The following is an 18,126-nucleotide window of genomic DNA, read 5'->3' on the forward strand; positions in this document are numbered from 1 at the left end:
GCCGCAAACCAAATAGAGTCACTGTTATTTAACGTGGTTTTATCTCAAGTGTAGGCACATTGAGTATTATTATTTGATGCTGTGACTGCCTCGTAAGAAAAAACAATAAACTTATGAGCTAGGTTCACGTAGTCTTACCATTCTATGTAAGGAGTTTTCGTCACTATGTTACCTGCTATGCCCTCACGTGTGAACAATGGTACAGATTATCAGCCTACCGTAGAACAACTGCAAGTCCTGCAGACAGCGAGCGAATTTGCTTATCAGATTTGGGAAAGTCGGACCGTTTCATGTCAGACGTTTTTGCGCAGTTATCCTCTTGATCATACCTTAACACGCCAGCAAATTGATGACCTGATCCAAGATTACACGCTAGATGAAAATTACCAACTTGCTGATGAAGCCAAGGTCATGAGCGGCCTCCGAAACTTACGGATGCTGTTGATGATGCGCTGGATTTGGCAAGATGCTCTAGGCATGATTGCCCTTGAGCAATTAACCGATGAGTTATCTGAGTTTGCGGATGGTTGTATTTCATTTGCCAAGGAATATACCTATCAGCACTTAGTTGCTAAATATGGTGAACCAACCTTTGTCAATGAGCTAGGCAATGTGCAGATCGATGACATGGCAATCATGGCCATGGGTAAGCTTGGTGCTCATGAGTTGAATCTATCGAGCGATATTGACTTAATATTTGTGCATCAAGCGCGCGGTGAGACCAATGGTGACAAAGCGAAGGGCACTCGTAGTATAGACAACAAGCGTTTTATGACTCGGCTTGGTCAAGGGATTATTAAACTGCTGGATAATAAAACGGCAGATGGTTTTGTATTTCGGGTAGATATGCGCTTGCGCCCATGGGGTGATGGAAGTGATTTGGCCATCCATCTCTCAGCCTTACAGAAGTATTTTGCCTTGCATGGACGTGCTTGGGAGCGTTTTGCTTGGCTAAAAGCACGTGTGGTTGGACAGATAGAGCCGCCATTTTATGATGAGATTCAGTCACTGATTAAGCCGTTTGTCTTTCGTTATTATGTTGACTACAGTGCTTTTTCAGCACTCAGAGAAATGAAATCTCTGATTCAAAATCAAGTTGCACAGCGTGAAGACTTAGATAATATTAAGCTTGGCGCGGGCGGTATCAGAGACATTGAGTTTATTGTACAAGCTTTTCAGCTGATTTATGGTGGTCGGCATCCGCAATTACAGATCAAGCCTTGTCTACAAGCAATGCAAGTGTTGTGCGAACTTGGATATCTAGAGCAGTCAACGTACGCGCAGCTGCAAATGGCTTATCGGTTTTTGCGTCGGCTTGAGCATGCTATTCAGGCGATTAACGATCAGCAGACTCAGCGTCTACCACATGACCCTTATTGGCAGCACAACCTAGCAGTCACGTTAGAGTTTGACGACTGGGAAGCCTTACTCACCCAGCTCAATCATCATCGAGACAATGTCAATGTGCCATTTGAACGTATGGTCACTGAGCGCCAAGTACCTGATAATGACGATACCGATTTAGAGCCAGAACATCTAGAAGAGCAGATTGCGCGCTTAGACGAAGTATTAACAAAAGGCAATCGTGAGTTATTACAGAAATTTTGGCAGTCAAAAATGGTCGCTAACTTGAGTGATGAGGCCAGAGAGCGCTTGGATGATGCTTATCCTGTGATTGTCCATGCGTTACTCGCTCATCAAGAACAGCAGCAGCTGGCCAATACTGCTTTGCCACGCTTGATTGCATTGCTAGAGGCCATTTGCCGCCGGTCTATCTACTTGGTGATGATTGCAGAAAACCCCAATGCAACGATCGAGCTGATTCCAATGCTATCAGCCAGCCCGTGGATCGCTAAAGAGCTGGCGCAGTATCCTGTGTTGTTGGATACCTTTTTGCAGCAGCGCTATCGCCATTTGCCAGATAAGCGTGAGTTGCGCGATATCCTGCGCCAACAGTTGCTGCGCGTCGAGCCTAACGATGAAGAAGAGCTACTAAGCGTTTTGCGACTGTTCAAAAAGAACCAAGTATTGGCTGTCGCGGCTAGCGATGTATTGGCTGAACGTCCGATAATGAAAGTGTCGGACTCATTGACATATATTGCTGAAGTAGTACTAGAAGCAGCGTTAGAGCGCGCCTTTGCTGAGATTGTTAACCGTTATGGGTATCCGATTGGCCAAGATGGTGATCCGGTCACTGAAGCGGACTGCGGCTTTGCCATTATCGGTTATGGCAAGCTTGGCGGGTTAGAATTGTCGTATTCTTCAGATTTGGACTTGGTCTTTTTGCATAAGATAAAAGAGCAGGGTATGACCACTGGCGAGAAGTCAGTCAGTGGTATGAAGTTTGCCGCTCGTCTGGTACAAAAGCTAATGAATTATCTCAATACTCAAACCCGTGATGGCCGCGCTTATGAGATTGATATGCGCCTGCGACCTTCGGGGAATGCTGGCATGATGGTGGTATCTTGTCATGCGTTTGAAACCTATCAAATCGATAAAGCGTGGTCATGGGAGCATCAGGCGCTGGTACGTGCTCGCGCGATTTGTGGAGACAGACGAGTCACTGCACGCTTTTGTGATATTCGCCGAGATGTGTTGTCACTGCCACGGACATTGGATCAAGTACGTAATGAAGTCACCAGTATGCGTATCAAAATGCAAAAGCATCTAGGTACCAGTCAATGGCAACAGCAAGCAGGCAAGTTTCATCTCAAGCAGGATGCAGGCGGTATTGTAGATATTGAGTTTTTAGCACAGTTTGCTGTACTGGCTTATTCGCATGAATATTCAAGCTTGACCAAATGGAGTGACAATGTGCGTATTTTTGCAGAAGTTGCTTTGCTTGGCATTTGGCAAGAGCAAGTCTGTCAGGAGTTGACCGATGCCTATCTGAGAATACGCGCTGCCACCCATCAGTTAGCATTATCAGAGCAGTCATTACTCGTTGATGAGTCGCTATGGCAAGAGACGCGAGCGTTAGTACAAGCGCAGTGGCAACACCTTATGGGTGTAGAATCAGCAGAGCAAAAATAATAGTAACTTCTTTACTTATCGTCTGCTCATAATAAGGCAATGTGCTCAAACTCAATATTTTAATATAAACAAGAGCCACCTAAGCACAAACTAAAACCTTGCATTTGCCAGCATGGCCAATGATATAATCGGTCGCACATTATCATAACACTGTCAGTCGTTCGTCATAATAATGCTGTGTTTTAAGCAATAAAAATTGACGCTGTAGTGTTATCATACGATGTTGATCGATACTGTTAGGGTCTGTTGAACATTCAAATATTAGGACTGCTGATCGCTAAAATCGTCCCAAACTAGGCGTAAACCGACGATAATGTCGAGACCTTAGCTAGGTTTACAACAACGTTTGGGGTGATTTTAGCATCAGCCTTTCAGGGCAAGGCTATTTTTTGCCAATACATGGCGAAATTGTCTACCCTAGAATGACTAGGCATCAAAAATTTCACTGCGTATTGTCTAAAAAGTAGCCACTGCCAGTTCCACATTTGAATGTTCAATAGACCCTAAATAAAACCTACCTAAAAAAAGTTAGACGTCAGTGCTAGCATAAGGACAATAAAATGAATATGGCAACACAAGATGGTAAGCTTTGGATGAATGGCACGATGATCGAACAGCCAGATGCTAAAGTTCATGTGCTTACGCATAGCTTGCATTATGGCATGGCGGTGTTTGAAGGCGTACGTGCTTACCAGACAGCTGACAATCGCACGGCTATTTTTCGCCTAAAAGAACATACCGAGCGTCTACTGGGCTCAGCGAAAATCTTTCAAATGGATGTGCCATTTGATGCTGCAACCCTAGAGCAAGCGCACAAAGACGTGGTCAAACAAAACAACTTAGCAGAAGCCTATATTCGTCCCCTCATTTGGGTAGGCGCAGAAAAACTTGGCTTGTCATCACGCGATAACAGCATCAACGCGATGGTTGCTGCATGGCACTGGGGCGCTTATCTGGGCGAAGAAGGTATCAAAAACGGTATCCGTGTAAAAACGTCATCATATACGCATCACATGCCAAACGTGACTATGTGTAAGGCTAAAGCCTCTAGTAACTATCCTGTGTCTATTATGGCAAACCAAGAAGTGACGCGTAATGGCTATGACGAAGCTATTTTGATGGATCCACAAGGATTTGTATGTCAGGGCGCAGGCGAGAACTTATTCTTGGTAAAAAATGGTGAGCTACATACGCCAGACCTATCAGGTGGAGCATTAGACGGTATTACCCGTCGTACTATTTTGCAGTTTGCGGCTGACCTAGGTATCAATGTTATCGAACGCCGTATCACTCGTGATGAGTTTTACTTGGCTGACGAGATATTTATGACAGGTACTGCTGCTGAAGTTACGCCTATTCGTGAATATGATGATCGCATCATCGGTAATGGTGGCCGCGGTGAGTTGACTGAAAAACTACAAACCCTATACTTTGATGTAGTTCATGGTCGTAATGAGAAATATATGGACTGGTTGAGCTTTATTGATTAATAATGACGTTACTTTAAAGATCAAAAAGGCTGAACATAATTGTTCAGTCTTTTTTTTATGCTAATATAGCCATCATATTTATTCATACGATTAAAGTGAGCAGTCAATGCCAATAGATTCTAGTACAGCCGATAATAATAATATCAAACAAATTATTTGTATTAAATGGGGTACAAAGTACGGTGCTGATTACGCCAATAAACTATATGGTATGGTATCTCGTAATATCACCCCGCCGTTTCGTTTTGTGTGTTTTACGGATGATACGACTGATGTACGTCCAGAAATCGAATGTCAAGAACTGCCACCATTAGATGTCACTATGCCAACGAATACGTTAGGAAAGTGGCCTAAATCTCGTTTGTGGGGCGAAAAACTTGGCGATTTAACAGGGACAGTATTATTTGTAGACTTGGATGTGATTATCGTCGATAGCCTCGATCCTTTCTTTGAGTATGGCGAGCCAGATGATGTTATCTTGTCTTACAACCCGAGTAATCCATTAGAGCGCTTAGGACAGACTTCTTGTTTTAGATTTCAGATAGGGTCACTTGTTTCACTCCAAGAGAAGTTCAAAGCTGATCCACAAGGTATCGCTGATGAATATCGTTTTGAGCAGCGCTTTGTCACCCGCAATGCACCAGGTGGTGTAAAACTATTTCCAAAAGCTTGGGTGGCACACTTTAGACGTAAATGTCGCCAACCATTTCCGCTTAACTACATCAAAGAACCGAAGATTCCTAAAGGCGCTCGTATTGTCATTTTCCCAGGTGATTTGTATCCTACGCATGCTATTGAAGGCAGATACAATAAAAACGCCGCCAATAATGCTAAAGACCATCTAAAAAGACTTACTGAGCCTAAAAACTTGAAACGCCCATTGCGCCATTTGCGTCATTTTATCTTACCAGTAGGGTGGATTGAAAAGTACTGGAAAGAATAGATTTAACTTTATAGTTATTACCATATTAGCAAACGTTAGTATTGATGCTTTCTATCTTTATATTCGTGAAGATAGAAGCATGACCCAGTGAATGGATAGAATTATGAAAACAAATGATACCATCAGAGTCTTTGTTGGCTGTGACCCAAATAACTGTGATTTAGAGCAGATGATGGTTCTAGATTATAGTATTCATAAACATACTAGTATGCCAGTGGAAATAGTATGGATGCAGTTATCGCGCGATCCGGATAGCTACTGGTATTCAAATCCTGAGACTGGTAAGGGCTGGGATACTACTAAGTGGTCAACGCCTTTTTCTGGTTTTAGATGGGCGATTCCAGAGTATTGCAATTACTCTGGACGTGCGATCTATATGGACGCTGATGTTGTTATTTTAGACGATCTAGCAAAGCTATGGCAGCATCCTATCAAAGGACAGTCTATAGTAGCCGCTAAAGCAAATGCCGATATGACTCGTCTATGTACCTGTGTTTGGGATTGCGATGCTGCAAAAAATGTGGTTTTGCCTATTGAGAAACTTAAAAAAGATCCCAAAAGTCACAAAGAAATGATGGCTTTGTTTAAGAAAAATACGCAACTGATTGAGCCTTATCAAAATAGTTATAACTGTATCGATGGTGAAGACTTAGCAATAGAACAAATCAAAATTTTGCATTATTCGGATATGGGCACACAATTCAGCCATAAGTACTCCTTACCTAGAGTGAGTGAGGAAGGGATTGAGCATTGGTTTGATGGTGAAGTATTACCACATCCAAGACAGGATTTGGTCGATCTTTTCGATACCTACTATAATGAAGCGCTTACTGCTGGATATGATTTAGAAAGTTATCGAATTGAGCCATTTGGTAGTTTTCCAAAAAAATCACAACAAGGATATATAGGCAATAAAGTGACTCGACCAAAGGCTTCTAAATCACTATTTGCAAAATTATTTAAACGTTGATTCATTTAATATAATAATATTTCACACATTAAATGAATAGAAATTCATCCATAGGTTGTCGTTTATGAAGCAGGATAAAAAAGTAGCGTTGCTCGCTATTAATTGTTTACAAGGTGGAGGGGCAGAGCGAGTCGTTCTTACTTTGGGGCAGGGGTTTTACGAATTAGGATACGAAGTACATATTTTAAGATTCAAACCACGGGTTGAATATGATCTTAATCCAAACCTTATTTATCATGTGCTCAAATTCAAACCCTACAAGATGATACCAGGAACACAGCGTCGCGATAAATTTTTCGCTCATGCGGTAGATCGTTATGTCAAAAAAAATATCGGACAGCCTGATATCATTTTGTCTAATCTTGATCGTTCAGACAGTATTTTTAGCTACAGTAGCCTGCCGAACATCATTTACGTGATTCATAATACTTTGTCATTACTGTATAAGTTTGCAAAAACAGATGTTGGTCATCAGAGAAAAGAAAACTTTACGAGAATTTATTCCAAAAATCCTTGTGCCTGTGTCAGTAACGGAGTAGAAAAGGATTTTGTAGAAAACTTTGGTCATGTTACCTCAACTACAGCAATACATAATCCTATTGATAGAGATGGTATTCAAAAGTTAGCTGATGCTTTCATTCCAGAATATCAAAATTATATTATTCACGTTGGCAGTTTTAAAGAAGCAAAGCGTCATGATGTGCTATTGAGAGCTTACGCGAAGACAGATCAGTCTTTGCCGTTGCTTCTTTTGGGTAAAGGGAAGCTTCAAAGCAATACAGAGGCGCTGGTAGCAGAGCTCAATCTAGAAGATAAAGTTGTCTTTTTAGGTTTCCATGAAAACCCTTTTCCGTATATAAAGCATGCGAAATTTAAAGTATTGACTTCTGATTGGGAAGGTTTTGCTTTAGTGATTGCAGAGTCTTTAGTTTTAGGAACACCAGTTATCAGTACTGACTGCCAATCTGGGCCAAGTGAGTTGTTACCTCAAAAAAACCTAATGCCTATGAGAGACATAGATGCTATTGCAGCTAAGTTAAGCCTAGCCATGAAAGATCCAGAGCAATTTCACTCTGAATTTAGCGAAGCACTCCTTCCTGTCACAATAGCCAAGAAGTATATCGAATTTGCATCGAATGTTAATAATACAGATAAAAGGTCTTAATCTAACCACCATTTGGACCAATCATCTCTATGCAATTGCCGTAGAGTAGCGAAAGCACTTTGGTTATTCTGTAGTTTTTCAAATACAGCGAGGAGTATAGCTGTAGCTAACTTATCGACTTTCTGAAATTTATTATAGCGTTTACGCATATTTCTTAAGCTATCGTCGGTACCAATACGGAAATAAGTAAGTCCATCGTATAGAGGCAAATCGCCGGCATACAGTATGTCGGTTTTTTCGTCTAATAACGGCTTAGGTTCAGCATTAGCGCTTAGTTGTAAAAAGTTTTTGGTCTCATGAACTCTTAAGGTATTCATTAGAGTGATGACGTTCATTAAAATAGCAGCTCTAAGACTGTTGTTTGAGTGATCAATGAAAGTATCGCAGGCTGAGACAATCCAGCGCAGCGAAAGATGCTCTAATAAATAATCGCTTTCTGACTCCCAAAGCTTTTCAAATTCAGCAAAAGTTTTATCTATTTTGTATTTGCGGCGCATCAATATAATAAGCGTATTGTGATAAAAGCAGAGCTCAGACTCTCCTAAAGATTGATACTTTAAGTTATTTAAGTGGATTTCTAAGTCTGTACTTTTACGCTCATCTGTCAGTGCTTCAATATCACACGATGACTCAGTGATTATTGTCGTTTTCATCTCATTAAAGCTTTTACCATCATAGTTTTTGACAATCTTACCCGCATTCAATCTTTTTTCACTTAGAAATATCAATAGCAGTTTTCTTTGCCAGTTTGAAGGTGTAGTCATGTCACTAAAATCCTTTGAACAAGTATGATGCAATTAGAGCTTAAAGGTCTGTCGAAAAAATTGATACCAAAGTGGTTTATAAAATACTTTTGTTTAAACTGAATAGTATTGCTTGTACCATTCGACAAATTTTGTGATGCCATCTTCGATACTGGTATCAGGTTTGAAATCAATATCATCTACTAGCTCGTCTATATCCGCATAAGTAATAGGCACATCACCTGCTTGCATCGGCAATAAATTCTCTTGCGCTTTTTTGCCACAAGCGTTTTCGATGGCAGTGATAAAACGGCGTAAAGTTACTGGTTGATTATTGCCAATGTTATATATTTTATAAGGGGCGGTCGCTGTAGTGATAGTAGAGTATTGAGGAGAGGGGGCTTTATCCATTATCCGAATGATACCTTTTACAATATCATCAATGTAGGTAAAGTCACGCTGCATATCACCATTATTGAAGACATTGATTGGCTCACCAGCTAGAATTTTTTTGGTGAAAGAAAAATATGCCATATCAGGTCGACCATAAGGACCGTAAACGGTAAAAAACCTTAATCCTGTCGTAGGGATATTATATAAATGGCTGTAGCTATGAGCCATGAGCTCGTTTGATTTTTTCGTGGCTGCATATAAGCTGATAGGAAAATCAACACAATCAGCAGTGGTAAATGGCTGCTTTATGTTCATACCGTAGACCGAGCTGGAGCTGGCATAGATTAAATGCTTAATATCATGATGGCGACAGCCTTCAAGTATATTAACAAAGCCAACCACATTTGAATCAATATAAGCATTCGGGTTTTCGATAGAGTAGCGGACACCTGCTTGTGCACCTAAATTAATGACAATATCGAATTGATAGGTAGAAAAAAGATCAGACATGGCTTCGCGATCAGCAAGGTCTAGCTTAATGAAAGTAAAGTATTCTGGTTCCGATATTTCGTTTAGTAGTTTTAAGCGATCTTCTTTTAAGCTCACGTCATAGTAGTCGTTGATGTTATCAATACCAACGATGCAATTATTGCTATTAGGCAGCTCTATTTCTAGTAGAGCTTTGATTAAATGAAAACCAATAAAGCCTGCAGCACCCGTGACTAAAACTTTCATCAGTCGCTCCCGAATAGGTCTCTTGTGAATACTTTATCAGAGACGTCTTGTATGTCAGCAGATAGGCGGTTTGCCACGATGATATCACTCATCGATTTGAATGCTTCTAAATCTTGAATAACTCGCGAATTAAAAAATTCACTCTCTTGCAGTGCAGGCTCATAAACAACAACTTCGATACCTTTTGCCTTGATGCGCTTCATAATACCTTGTATCGCAGAAGCTCTAAAATTGTCTGATCCACTTTTCATGACCAGTCGATGTATGCCCACAATTTTTGGCCGTTTTTCGATAATTTTGTCAGCAATAAAGTCTTTGCGAGTTCTATTAGAATCGACAATAGCCTTTATAAGGTTGCTTGGCACCTCATCATAATTTGCCAATAGCTGCTTAGTATCTTTGGGTAGGCAGTAGCCGCCATAGCCAAATGACGGATTGTTATAATGGTTACCTATACGTGGGTCTAAGCCAATACCTTCTATGATTTGTTTGGTGTCAAGCCCAAAGGTTTGTGCGTAAGTATCGAGCTCATTGAAATAGGCCACGCGCATGGCTAGGTAGGTATTGGAAAATAATTTAATGGCTTCAGCTTCAGTTGATTCTACAAATAGTAGCGGTACTTCTTTTTTGATAGCGCCTTCAAGCAATAACTCAGCAAACTGCTGTGCCTGTTCAGACTGTGCGCCCACAATAATGCGAGAAGGGTAAAGATTGTCGTGCAGTGCTTTGCCTTCTCGCAAAAACTCAGGCGAGAAAATAATGCGATCCGTTTCATATCGCTCTCTGATACTTGCTGTATATCCTACTGGCACTGTAGATTTTATAATAATAGTCGCTTGCTGATTGACTAGAAGTACTTGCTCAATCACTGCTTCTACCGTTGATGTATTGAAATAATTGGTCTTGGTATCATAATCGGTTGGCGTTGCGACGATAATAAAATCAGCCCCTTCATAGGCCGTCGCAGCATCAAGTGTCGCAGAAAAGTTGAGATTTTTATGCGATAGAAAGTCTTCAATATCTTCATCTTCAATTGGAGACTGTTTTGCATTTAATAGGTCAATTTTTTCAGGAACAATATCGACAGCGACGACTTCATTGTGCTGTGCCAATAGCATTGCATTTGATAAGCCTACATAGCCTGTACCTACTACTGCTATTTTCATAATATATCCAAAGTTGTCTTTTGTTTATTATTTTAAGTTTATTGCTATTTATTGCCATTTAATAATAATGATGATGGTAAATAGGCTGAGAATTTTTGCACCATAGCAGTGGTGATTTTTTGATAGGAGTTCGCTTCAAGTAAATCCAGACTTTGTATGCACCCATATTTAATAGATTCTTTGTGCAAATCGGTTATAAAGTCCTCGACACCCTTCTCATTTTTTAGATAGTTGATAGACGTATCGGGTTTCAACTCGGCTTGGCTTTTTTGGATTTTTAAATGATTCATCAGTGTTATGGGGTTTACTTGCGCAACATTTCTGAATTTGTACTTTATTTGCTCTGTCAATAATTGAGGATTATCCAACAAATGGGCTTTTAAAATATTTTTATCGACAATATGAGGATAGTGATGAATCTCAAAAAATTTATCCATATCAAGTATTTTAGCACTTAACATTTGCGCTATCGTGTGCCTCGGTTGTATCGGTGTTCCAAACAGTTTGAAGCGAGATTTTCGAAAATTAAGCTTGGCATTTAATGCAGCACTTTTACGCCACTGCCCATGAATGATAATTTTTTCACCGTCCAAAAAGTCATTGATCCTCACGGGCTGATTAAAAAAGAAATCGTCATTCATATAGATGAAATAGTCAGACAGTTCCTTAATATTCCATATCATCGTCTCAATCGATCGGGTATTGAAAGTGGGTAAAAACTGCTCGTAACCAACGAACATCTCTTTATGATCCACAATACGTATTTTATCTGCTGAACAGATATTTTGCTTGGCAAAATCATCGATGAATGCTGGTCGTTGTTGGTCGGTGACAATATATATATGACGACAAAAAGGCACGTATTTAATGATAGACGCTATATTATAGTATATCTCGTCGTCACTAGCGAAACGCGTGGCCGTTATCGCATCTGAAGCGACTGCTTTGCCTGATTTATAACCTTCTCTTTTTTGTTTGAGCATGGGATCTGCACCATCCACCCAGGCGATGACAACATCTAATGTTTTCTCGTCAGGTTGCTTCATGACTGATCCTATTTTTTGTAAACATGTTCTATCAACACGCTGATGTTTGTATTAGCTACATCAATCCAGCGATGATATTTGTTGATATGAGTATTGACAAGGTTTAGTGGGTATATACAATAAAAATTGATGATTATTTTTCTATGCTATGGTTTGTTATGCTATGGGAAGTCAGACAAGCCATGACTATCCTTCAAGCAATAAAAGCAAAGGTCTAAAGGTAGATGAGACTAGCATATAAAGTCAGAACGCTGCAATAATTATGACTATTGATACACTCATTTGGCTGATCCTCCCTACTTATACTTCAATAAAATTGTGAGCTGAGACCCTGATGCCACCTATTATTCTATTAATACTAAAGGCGCTGGAAGGTCGCGGCGCTGAGCGCATGGTCACGACTCTGGCACGTGCTTATGCTGATTTAACCTATGACATTCATGTGCTTTGTCTCGAATATACTCAAGATATGCCATTAGATTCACGTGTTCAATATCATGTAGTGCCATATGACGAGGTGTTTTCTGAGCAAAATATCGAGCCAAAATCTAACCAAGCACAGGCCTATGAAGCAGTCGCTAGGCATATCGATGATTATGTATTGAGTCAAATAGGAACACCAGATTTGATATTGGCTAACATCTATAAAATAAACTGGATCATGGCATATAGTCAATTACCAAATATCGTGAATGTACTACATACGGCGCTATCTAAGCAGTTTCAGAATCCATTATTAGATGCGCCGGTACAGACTATAAATCATCTAAAAATGGTCTATGGCGCCCATCCGTGTAGCTGTGTCAGCGATGGGGCGCGTCAGGATTTATTGGCATTGATAGGCAATGTGAATAAGACGACGACCATCTATAATCCTTGCGCTGTCGATGACATACAAAAAGCCGCCAAGCAATCGTTAGCTCTCAGCCAATTCGGTATAACCTATAAAGGCTATATGATTCAAGTTGCCTCGTTCGATAGCATGAAAGGTCATCACGACTTACTGCATGCCTATGCCAAAACAGCACGGCGCTATCCTTTGGTGTTGGTGGGTAAGGGAAGGCTGGAGAGTGAGATTAAACAGTTAGCTACGGCGCTTGGCATTGACGATTGTGTGAAGTTTCTTGGATTTCAAGCCAATCCTTATCCATTAATTGCCTCAGCAGCCTTGCTGTTGCTGACCTCTAAGTTTGAGGGTTTTGGGTATACCATCGTTGAGGCGCAAGCGTTAGACGTACCTGTAATAAGTACTGATTGCCCGTTTGGTCCAAGGGAGCTGTTACCTGCTAAGAGCTTAGTACCAGTAGGTGACATCGATGGGTTGGCTATACTCATCGATCAGGCAATAGACAATCTCACACACTATATAGTACCGCTAAATCAGCAACTACTGCCGAATCACATCGCCCGGCAATACCTAGCGTTTGGTTCAGTGTTGAATTCATGAGGTAATAAGTATTAGAGATCATCGAATAGTGTTTTGGAGACAGGGGAGTGATTAATAACAGAGACACCATGCGACTTATAAGTTCTACTTAGCAAGTTAAACGAAGGTACAATGCGCTCGCTCATGACCTTACTAAGCATACTTGGGGCGCTGTTGTTCTTGTTTTCGTAGAAGCGTGGCTGCTCACTGTTGAGTAAATCGATGCCGTATAAGTGGATAGTAGCCGCATGACGTGAGAAAGCCAACTGCGTGGCCACATAAGCGACAGTTCCTGCCTCTACAAAGCCATGCGTAATATTTAGAGATACGCCGATATTAACTGCTCTATAGCTGTCATCAATAATAAAATCTGGATGGTTTGTAAAGTATGATAACGGCATTTTCTTGTTCAGTAGCTTTTTCTTAAAAATCAGCTTACTAAATGATAGCTTATTTGATTTGACGCCCCAGGGTCTGTCTACTGGATACAACACACGCATGACGTGATGGTAAGTCCGCATGATATTGGGAAGGGCTGTTGCCATCGCTTCAAACACAGCTAGCGTTGCATACAGAGGTTGACCAGTATAATACTGCTGTAAAATCTCAGGTTGATGGTGGATAAAGCGTGCATCGCTAATGACATAGCCGACGATATCGGTGAAGCAATGTTTCTCAGTTAGACTAATACTACCATTGACAAAGATAGTAGGCGTGTCCAACAGCTCTGATAATGGTAGCTGCTGTATAGAGGGGCCTGAGGCGATAATATTAACGTTTTTCTTGTGCAGGCTTTGCTCTGGCTCATTGGCATTAAAAGCATCGATAACGATGAGCTCATTATCAATATTAAACCTAGCCGTAGCAGGTAACCTCAAGTATAGCGCCATACTATTTCCCAGTAGTTGACTTCTTCCCAGTAGTTGATTTCAAATATCGTTATTATTTAAACGATCATTGCCAGTGATTCTTTAACCATGGGCTTGGTTTTACATGTCGATACCATTTACCACCGCCGCCAGTAATGGCGTCTGGTGGATTGATCTCACCATGAAAAATAACGATTTTTGCATCATCAGGCAAAGTAGGTTTACGCACTAGGTTAAAGGGAATGGGCGCGATACATTGGTATTTGAAGCTAACGCACCATGTCTTATCCCAATACTCTAAGTGGTGATATTCATGTAAGTAGTTGGATAGATAGGCTTGCTCGTGACGAACTTGGGTACGAATGGTCTCAAAGTTACGTTCAAAGTTTGCCAGCAAGTCGGGATAGGTATTCATACCAATATTAAAGCGATAGACCGAGCTGTTACCAATCATCCGCCATGGTTTTTTCCAGTCACGGATAATGACGACGCTATCATTATATTTGGCTTTATAAGTAAAAAAACTATCAATATTATCAACGATAACGATATCGATATCTAAAAATAGCGCTACCCCTTTTAGATCATATAAATTTGGCTTAAAGGTCGTCAGTTTTTTCCAGCCACGTTCAGGACCATCTGGTAAATCCATTTCAGGTATAGGATAACAGGCAATAGCAGTGTCGATGCCTGTACTGTCATCGGTTAGGCAGATCATCTGAAAATCTAACGTTAAATGGCGATTGACCATGTTATACAGACGATTGACGTATTCAGGGCCGTACTTATCGCCCCATTTCATACAAATAATATACCGCTGTCCAGCACGCGTGGTGTCTTTTTGCGGGCGATTTGTCGATAAATTTTCGGCTACGTCAGTTACCATAGTGCACTCGTATTGATGTGAATGAAAAAATGTTACTCTCAAAAGCAAAAGGCATAAAAGTATGAGTCAATGTTAGCACAGCTATCATTGACGATATGTTTAAACGTTCAAAAATTTGTATGGTTATTACTGCTGATTCTCGTTTAGTACGTTTTTGTGATTAGCTTCACTATCAGGAGGTAATGATTTGATAGCTAACGAGGCAGCAGACAAAGATAAATGATCTCGATTGGCACGAATGAAATCTGCCAATACCGTTTCATTAGCACGGTAGGGATTGCCTAAAGTTGGGATGCGCTTAAAACGTCGATAGCCCCACATATAGTGGCTACAGTTGTCTTTAATCATGTGCTCCATAGACTGATTGAGCGCATGAGCTGCTGTTTCGGTATTACGGTCATATAAGGCTGGATTATCGAGTTTATAACAATAAATATCAAAACCACGACCATCGTCACGGCGGATACAAGATAAGCCGACCAACGCACATTTGGTCTTGCTAGCGAGTTTGGAGGCGAGAGTACTGGTTAACGTTTTAACACCAAAGAACGGTACGACAACACCGCCTGAAGGGTCAGGGACATGATCGGGCAATACAATGCTAAAACCCCCTTGTTTGAGGGTTTTGAATATGGCTTTGACACCGCTACCATCAGTGGGTACTAGCGTTGCATTGAGGCGTGATCGACCTTGCAGTATAAAGTCATCAGTCATATTACCCTTAACGGGCTTGTACATGATGGTTGGTGAGCCAAATTGATTGAGCCAAGCATTCATCATCTCCCACGTACCCAAATGCGGTACGATGGCGAGCATACCATTCGGGCTAGCCAGTCCTTCTAAAAGAATGTCTTTGTTATGCACATCTTGTATTTGAGCGATACTCCACTCAGGTGGCATTGCCCAGCTTTTGATAGACTCAATACTGGTCATACATTGGTGGTAAATAATATCTTTGACTAAGGATCGTTTTTCATTGTCTGGTAACTCGTGGCGGGTCAGTGCTATATTAATATTGACGGTACGCATGATACTCAGACTGGGTATTTTTATAATCACCCACGCAACAAAACGTGCCAGTATCTGCAAGACAGGTAATGGCACGAATTTGAAAATATGATACGGATTCATGACCATTCGCATGGTGATGAATCATGTAACAAACAATGTAAAACAGATCTGAGCATCATGAGACCAATTATTGAGCAGGTTATTTGGCATCAGCCTGAGCTTTTTCGCGCACACGAATACCAAGATCACGTAACTGCTTGCTATCAACTTCAGCAGGGGCTTGGGTTAATGGGCACTCAGCAGTTTTAGTTTTTGGGAAGGCAATCACGTCACGAATAGACTCAGCGCCTACCATGAGCATAATTAAGCGATCCAAACCGAAGGCTAAACCGCCATGCGGTGGCGCACCAAATTTCAATGCATCAAGTAAGAAACCAAACTTATCTTCAGCTTCTTGCTCGCCGATACCTAAAGCTTCAAGTACGGCTTGCTGCATATCAAAGGTATTGATACGTAAGCTACCACCACCAACTTCAGTACCGTTTAATACCATATCATATGCGATAGATAGGGCCGATTCTGGGTTGTTTTTCAACTCTTCAACTGAGCCTTTAGGCTTGGTGAACGGATGATGCATTGACGTCCAACGACCATCGTCAGTCTCTTCAAACATTGGGAAATCAGTGACCCAAAGTGGTGCCCATTCACAAGTCGTCATCTCAAGGTCTAGACCAATTTTTTGACGTAGAGCGCCGATTGCGTCATTGACGACACTGGCTTTATCCGCACCAAAAAAGATAATATCGCCGTCTTCTGCACCAGTACGCTCAATCAAGCTTACCAATACATCATCGGTCATGTTTTTGATGATAGGAGATTGTAGACCAGATTCTTGGTCAACGCCATTGTTGACGCTGCTAGCGTCATTGACTTTGATATAAGCTAAACCACGTGCGCCATAAATACCGACAAACTTGGTATAGGCATCGATTTGCTTACGGCTAATCGAAGCGCCACCAGGGATACGTAGAGCAGCAACACGACCTTTAGGATCGTTAGCAGGACCTGCGAACACTTTAAAGTCAACATCTTTCATCAAATCTGCAACGTCGACCAGTTTTAGTGGAATACGTAAATCAGGTTTGTCTGAAGCATAATCACGCATTGCTTCTGCGTAAGTCATGCGAGGGAACTGCTCAAACTCAACGTCCATCATAGTCTTGAACAAATGCTTGATCAGACCTTCGTTGATGTTCATGATTTCTTCTTCATTTAAGAAAGAAGTCTCAATATCCACCTGAGTAAATTCAGGCTGACGATCGGCACGTAAATCTTCATCACGGAAGCATTTAGCGATTTGATAATAACGGTCAAAACCTGACACCATTAACAGTTGCTTAAACAGCTGTGGCGACTGTGGTAATGCAAAGAAGTTACCTGGGCGTGTACGTGAAGGCACAAGATAGTCACGAGCACCTTCTGGCGTCGCACGAGTCAAAATAGGGGTTTCAACATCCAAGAAACCATGATCATCTAAATAACGACGAATCGTTGAGGTGGCTTTGGCGCGGAAGACCATACGCTCTTGCATTTGCGGACGGCGCATATCAAGATAACGATACTTTAGACGCAAGTCTTCTGAAACTGTGGTTTTTTCGTCATTCAATGGGAATGGCGGTGTTTCAGATTTCGCCAACACTTCAATTTCTTTAGCCAATAGCTCAATTTGACCACTGGTCATGCTATTGTTTTCAGTACCTTCATAACGGCGACGTACACGGCCAGTAATTTTTAGCACATATTCAGGACGTACGGCATCAGCAATCGCAAAAGCTTCTGGGGTATCAGGGTCAATGACGACCTGCAAGATGCCCGCGCGGTCACGCATGTCTAAGAAAATTACGCCACCGTGATCGCGACGACGATGTACCCAGCCTACGATATTAATGGTTTGCTCAAGTAAGCTTTCGGTTACGGCTCCGCAATATTCGTCTCGGTATTCGCTATGCGTCATAATATAATTATCCAGTTGTCAGCCCAATTCGAAATACAATAATGCAGCCATTGTTGCACGATTCAAGCGATGCGCAAAAAAAAGCACAAACAACGCGATTAAGACAAATGGTCATCACGTTGGCTGCAGAAAATATGATATAAACGCATATTATGCCTAATCTGCCCTTGTTATACAACCAGCTGAGTCCAATCAAAACGCAGGAATGCTTCGGTATCGAGGGTATTTATCCCGTA

Annotated in this window: 14 protein-coding genes; 6 read left to right on the forward strand and 8 right to left on the reverse strand. The window is 41.3% G+C overall.

Annotated features, from left to right (window positions below; translation table 11 throughout):
• Nucleotides 1-165: 165 nt before the first annotated feature.
• The 5 genes from glnE (at nt 166) to IE130_RS09355 (ending at nt 7,601) form a co-directional block, all read left to right on the forward strand.
• A complete protein-coding gene (gene glnE, locus IE130_RS09335; protein WP_189584976.1) occupies nt 166-3,033 on the forward strand; it encodes a bifunctional [glutamate--ammonia ligase]-adenylyl-L-tyrosine phosphorylase/[glutamate--ammonia-ligase] adenylyltransferase in 2,868 nt (955 codons plus the stop codon).
• A gap of 560 nt (nt 3,034-3,593) precedes the next feature.
• Nucleotides 3,594-4,523, forward strand: a complete 930-nt coding sequence (locus IE130_RS09340; RefSeq protein WP_101204426.1) for a branched-chain amino acid transaminase — start codon at nt 3,594-3,596, stop codon at nt 4,521-4,523.
• A gap of 106 nt (nt 4,524-4,629) precedes the next feature.
• A complete protein-coding gene (locus IE130_RS09345) occupies nt 4,630-5,466 on the forward strand; it encodes a glycosyl transferase (RefSeq protein ID WP_189584980.1) in 837 nt (278 codons plus the stop codon).
• 103 nt (nt 5,467-5,569) lie between these two features.
• Complete coding sequence (locus IE130_RS09350) at nt 5,570-6,436, forward strand: glycosyltransferase (protein ID WP_102092193.1); 867 nt, start codon at nt 5,570-5,572, stop codon at nt 6,434-6,436.
• A gap of 64 nt (nt 6,437-6,500) precedes the next feature.
• Nucleotides 6,501-7,601: a glycosyltransferase gene (locus IE130_RS09355; protein WP_189584982.1), complete on the forward strand. Its 1,101-nt coding sequence runs from the start codon at nt 6,501-6,503 to the stop codon at nt 7,599-7,601.
• Here the strand turns inward: IE130_RS09355 and IE130_RS09360 are convergent.
• The 4 genes from IE130_RS09360 to IE130_RS09375 form a co-directional block, all read right to left on the reverse strand.
• Nucleotides 7,598-8,365, reverse strand: coding sequence for a hypothetical protein (locus IE130_RS09360; protein WP_189584985.1), 768 nt, complete (start codon nt 8,363-8,365; stop codon nt 7,598-7,600). The two genes, IE130_RS09355 and IE130_RS09360, sit on opposite strands and share 4 nt — an antisense overlap.
• Nucleotides 8,366-8,458: 93 nt before the next feature.
• Nucleotides 8,459-9,472, reverse strand: a complete 1,014-nt coding sequence (locus tag IE130_RS09365) for an NAD-dependent epimerase (RefSeq protein WP_189584988.1) — start codon at nt 9,470-9,472, stop codon at nt 8,459-8,461.
• Nucleotides 9,472-10,638 (reverse strand): nucleotide sugar dehydrogenase, encoded by a 1,167-nt coding sequence (locus IE130_RS09370; protein WP_189584991.1) that lies wholly within the window; start codon nt 10,636-10,638, stop codon nt 9,472-9,474. The genes IE130_RS09365 and IE130_RS09370 overlap by 1 nt, the downstream gene beginning before the upstream one ends.
• A gap of 44 nt (nt 10,639-10,682) precedes the next feature.
• Nucleotides 10,683-11,684: a stealth family protein gene (locus tag IE130_RS09375; protein WP_189584993.1), complete on the reverse strand. Its 1,002-nt coding sequence runs from the start codon at nt 11,682-11,684 to the stop codon at nt 10,683-10,685.
• A gap of 334 nt (nt 11,685-12,018) precedes the next feature.
• Here IE130_RS09375 and IE130_RS09380 point away from each other — a divergent pair, with 334 nt between their 5' ends.
• Nucleotides 12,019-13,131 (forward strand): glycosyltransferase, encoded by a 1,113-nt coding sequence (locus IE130_RS09380; RefSeq protein WP_189584996.1) that lies wholly within the window; start codon nt 12,019-12,021, stop codon nt 13,129-13,131.
• 11 nt (nt 13,132-13,142) lie between these two features.
• Here IE130_RS09380 and IE130_RS09385 read toward each other — a convergent pair whose 3' ends face one another.
• The 4 genes from IE130_RS09385 to aspS form a co-directional block, all read right to left on the reverse strand.
• Nucleotides 13,143-14,000 carry a WaaZ-like lipopolysaccharide core biosynthesis protein gene (locus tag IE130_RS09385; protein WP_189584999.1) on the reverse strand — a complete coding sequence of 286 codons (858 nt, stop codon included), beginning with the start codon at nt 13,998-14,000 and terminating at the stop codon, nt 13,143-13,145.
• Between the two features lie 64 nt (nt 14,001-14,064).
• Complete coding sequence (locus IE130_RS09390) at nt 14,065-14,781, reverse strand: glycosyltransferase (protein ID WP_201574493.1); 717 nt, start codon at nt 14,779-14,781, stop codon at nt 14,065-14,067.
• 210 nt (nt 14,782-14,991) lie between these two features.
• The gene (locus IE130_RS09395) at nt 14,992-15,996 is read right to left on the reverse strand and encodes a lysophospholipid acyltransferase family protein (RefSeq protein WP_227676180.1); all 1,005 of its coding nucleotides are present in this window, start codon (nt 15,994-15,996) and stop codon (nt 14,992-14,994) included.
• 79 nt (nt 15,997-16,075) lie between these two features.
• Complete coding sequence (gene aspS, locus IE130_RS09400) at nt 16,076-17,890, reverse strand: aspartate--tRNA ligase (protein ID WP_189585008.1); 1,815 nt, start codon at nt 17,888-17,890, stop codon at nt 16,076-16,078.
• Between the last annotated feature and the right edge of the window lie 236 nt (nt 17,891-18,126).

It is taken from the genome of Psychrobacter glaciei, assembly GCF_014652895.1.
Taxonomy (GTDB): Bacteria; Pseudomonadota; Gammaproteobacteria; order Pseudomonadales; family Moraxellaceae; genus Psychrobacter; species Psychrobacter glaciei.

Coding starts and splice junctions, on each gene's coding strand:
- glnE (WP_189584976.1), top strand. CDS start 166: ATGTTACCTGCTATGCCCTCACGTGTGAACAATGGTACAGATTATCAG.
- IE130_RS09340 (WP_101204426.1), top strand. CDS start 3,594: ATGAATATGGCAACACAAGATGGTAAGCTTTGGATGAATGGCACGATG.
- IE130_RS09345 (WP_189584980.1), top strand. CDS start 4,630: ATGCCAATAGATTCTAGTACAGCCGATAATAATAATATCAAACAAATT.
- IE130_RS09350 (WP_102092193.1), top strand. CDS start 5,570: ATGAAAACAAATGATACCATCAGAGTCTTTGTTGGCTGTGACCCAAAT.
- IE130_RS09355 (WP_189584982.1), top strand. CDS start 6,501: ATGAAGCAGGATAAAAAAGTAGCGTTGCTCGCTATTAATTGTTTACAA.
- IE130_RS09360 (WP_189584985.1), bottom strand. CDS start 8,365: ATGACTACACCTTCAAACTGGCAAAGAAAACTGCTATTGATATTTCTA.
- IE130_RS09365 (WP_189584988.1), bottom strand. CDS start 9,472: ATGAAAGTTTTAGTCACGGGTGCTGCAGGCTTTATTGGTTTTCATTTA.
- IE130_RS09370 (WP_189584991.1), bottom strand. CDS start 10,638: ATGAAAATAGCAGTAGTAGGTACAGGCTATGTAGGCTTATCAAATGCA.
- IE130_RS09375 (WP_189584993.1), bottom strand. CDS start 11,684: ATGAAGCAACCTGACGAGAAAACATTAGATGTTGTCATCGCCTGGGTG.
- IE130_RS09380 (WP_189584996.1), top strand. CDS start 12,019: ATGCCACCTATTATTCTATTAATACTAAAGGCGCTGGAAGGTCGCGGC.
- IE130_RS09385 (WP_189584999.1), bottom strand. CDS start 14,000: ATGGCGCTATACTTGAGGTTACCTGCTACGGCTAGGTTTAATATTGAT.
- IE130_RS09390 (WP_201574493.1), bottom strand. CDS start 14,781: ATGAAATGGGGCGATAAGTACGGCCCTGAATACGTCAATCGTCTGTAT.
- IE130_RS09395 (WP_227676180.1), bottom strand. CDS start 15,996: ATGAATCCGTATCATATTTTCAAATTCGTGCCATTACCTGTCTTGCAG.
- aspS (WP_189585008.1), bottom strand. CDS start 17,890: ATGACGCATAGCGAATACCGAGACGAATATTGCGGAGCCGTAACCGAA.